Raw genomic sequence first — 2,683 nt, 5'->3', positions numbered from 1 at the left:
AGTTGCAGCGCTTCATCTCGTCGGTCCGCCAGACCTTCGATCGTTTCGCCGTAATGGGGGAAAGCCCGGTTCTGTTGGTCAGCCCTGCCATTCGCCCCTATGTGCGCTCGATTATCGAACGCTTCCGCCCCGCGACCACCATTCTGAGCCAATCGGAGATTCATCCTAAAGCGAAAATCCGCACGCTCGGACAGATTTAGGATCGCCCCATGCGGATGAAGATGTTCTATGCGGAATCAATGCCGGAAGCGATCCGGCGGGTCCGTGAGGAACTGGGCGATAACGCCATTATTCTTTCATCCCAACGCAGCGAAGCTGGGCGCGGGCTGCGGGTAACGGCGGCGATTGACGATGATCCGACGGCCGCAACCCTGCCGCCGATGGATCAGCCGCTGGATGCGCTCGAAACCATCGCCATCGCCCTCGATAACCACGGGGTTCCGCCCGATCTGTCGGAACGGCTGGTGCGGGCCGCCGCCCCCTTGGCGGAAAAATTGATCCGCGCCGCCTCGGCCCTTGCCGTCGATGCGCCGATCATGACGCTTGCCGCCGCCCTCGATAGCGCGTTTAAATTCTCGCCCTTGCCCGAACGCTACCCCGGCAAACCCCTGGCGCTCATTGGCCCGCCGGGATCGGGCAAGACGGTGACGGTGGCCAAGCTCGCCGCCCGCGCCGTTCTGTCCAGCCGCCCCGTTCATGTCATTACCACCGATACGATGCGGGCGGGCGGGGTCGATCAACTCGCCGCCTTCACGCGCATCCTGTCGCTCGATCTGCAAACGGCGCTGGATGCCGAAACCCTGGCCGACGCGCTGGAAGCCAGCCGCATCGCCGGGCCGGAAACCCTCACCCTCATCGATACCGGGGCGGTGAACCCCTATGATGAGGAGGAAATGGACGAACTCGAACGTCTGCTCGCTGCCGGAAACATGGATGCGGTGCTGGTATTGCCTGCCGGTTACGATCCCGAAGAAGCCGCCACCATTGCCAAAGCTTTTGGCCGGTTAGGGGCGACGCGCCTGCTGGCAACCCGGCTGGATGCGGCGCGGCGGCTCGGCTCGATCCTGGTGGCCGCCGATGTGGCGCAGCTTAGCTTTTGCGATGTCTCGGTTACGTCGCACGTGGCCGATGGGCTGTTGCCGGTCAATCCGGTTTCGCTGGCAAAGCTGCTGATTCCCGACGCGCCGATGAGTGATTTCGACGATTACCCGGCACCGGGGGAAGCCAGCCCACGCCTTGACGAGTCTCCCCGTCCCTCCTTCGGGGTGCCCTCAGCGTGACCCAAGCTCAACCCACCCCGCCGCCGCGCAAGCTCCGAATCTGATTGCGATTGCCTCGGGCAAGGGCGGCGTCGGAAAAACTTTTTTCTCGATCTCGCTCGCCACCGCGCTTGCCCGCGCCGGGCGCAAAGTGCTGCTGTTCGATGGCGATTTGGGCCTTGCCAATGTCGATGTGCAACTCGGCATTATGCCGCCGCGCGATCTGTCCTGGGTGATTGCCGGTAAGGCGCTGCTGCATCAGGTGAGCGTGCCTTACGCGCCGGGCGGGTTCGATGTGATTGCCGGGCGCTCCGGCGCAGGGGGGCTCGCCGCCCTGCCGCCGACGCGCCTGTCGATCCTGGCGGGTGACCTCGCCCATCTCGCTAAAAGCTATGATTATGCGATTCTCGACCTCGGGGCCGGGGTTGACCGGCTGGTGCGGATCATGGCCCAGCCCTGCGGCACGCGCATCGTGGTTGCCACCGCCGAGCCAACCTCGCTGACCGACGCTTATGCCTTCATGAAGGTCAGCCTGTCCGATGACCCGAGTTGCGACTTGCGCATCGTCATCAATCAAGCGCGGACCAGTGGCGAGGGCGATAAGACCTATCATACCCTGGCGAAAGCCTGCGAAACCTTCCTAAAGCGCACGCCGTCGCTGTTGGGAACCATCCGCAAAGATAAGCGCGTGCTGGAAGCCATTCGTGCCCAAACGCCGATTTTCGTGAAGCACGCCACCAGCGACGCGGGCATGGATATCGAAGCGATTGCCGCGCGTTTGATGGCAAGGGGAACCCCCGCCGAATAGAGTTCGGCAAAGACAAAAACATCGAATAGAGTTCGGCAAAGACAAAGACACCGAATAGAGTTCGGTTGGCGTAAAATTTGCGTTAAACTGTCGGATTATGGATCGGCGGAGGCCGCATCGGGAAGAATTTGCCGAGCGCCCCACGCTTACGATAGGCGGAGAGCAGAATGGTCACGGTTCCGCAGCAACCCTTACCCCCAGGGATCATCACCAGCGCGCCGACCGGCCCCGCGCCGCTCTTCTTCGAGGGCACCGTTGGCGTGCCCGATATGCCGGCCTGGCTGAAGCAAGTTCCGAACGGGGCCGTGCTGCAAGCGACTGTGCAAGGCCGGGTTGCCCAAAACACTTATAGTCTTCTCACCGCGCAAGGCCCGATCACCATCAGCAGTTCCCTCGCCTTACAGGTAGGAACGCAGTTGCTGTTTGAGATCGGCCCGGAACTTCAGTCGCAGCGCTTGCATCTTGTCGGGGGAACCAACCCGAATCCCCTGCCGCAGCCGATCCTGACGCCGACGGTTGGAGCCGCCCCCACACTCCCGTTGCCCCAGGCCGCCGCCGGGCAAAACCTTGAACGCGATTGTCATCCGTCCCGCCGATCCGGCCCCGCTCCCCACCC

The 2,683-nt window shown here is 63.0% G+C and carries 4 protein-coding genes; all 4 read left to right on the top strand.

What is annotated here, in order from left to right; translation table 11 throughout:
- Positions 1-200: FHIPEP family type III secretion protein (locus VZ95_RS18270; RefSeq protein WP_198148388.1), on the top strand; the 200-nt coding region annotated here is incomplete at its 5' end.
- Between the two features lie 9 nt (positions 201-209).
- Positions 210-1,280 (top strand): flagellar biosynthesis protein FlhF, encoded by a 1,071-nt coding sequence (locus VZ95_RS18265; protein WP_052711924.1) that lies wholly within the window; start codon positions 210-212, stop codon positions 1,278-1,280.
- Positions 1,237-2,067 (top strand): MinD/ParA family protein, encoded by an 831-nt coding sequence (locus VZ95_RS18260; RefSeq protein ID WP_084627907.1) that lies wholly within the window; start codon positions 1,237-1,239, stop codon positions 2,065-2,067. The genes VZ95_RS18265 and VZ95_RS18260 overlap by 44 nt, the downstream gene beginning before the upstream one ends.
- Before the next feature lie 167 nt (positions 2,068-2,234).
- The coding region (locus VZ95_RS18255) for a hypothetical protein (protein WP_045777128.1) at positions 2,235-2,683 on the top strand (449 nt) is incomplete at its 3' end.

It is taken from the genome of Elstera litoralis (assembly GCF_000963705.1).
Lineage (GTDB): Bacteria > Pseudomonadota > Alphaproteobacteria > Elsterales > Elsteraceae > Elstera > Elstera litoralis.
This window is presented reverse-complemented; position numbering and strand designations above follow the sequence as displayed.

Coding starts and splice junctions, on each gene's coding strand:
- VZ95_RS18265 (WP_052711924.1), top strand. CDS start 210: ATGCGGATGAAGATGTTCTATGCGGAATCAATGCCGGAAGCGATCCGG.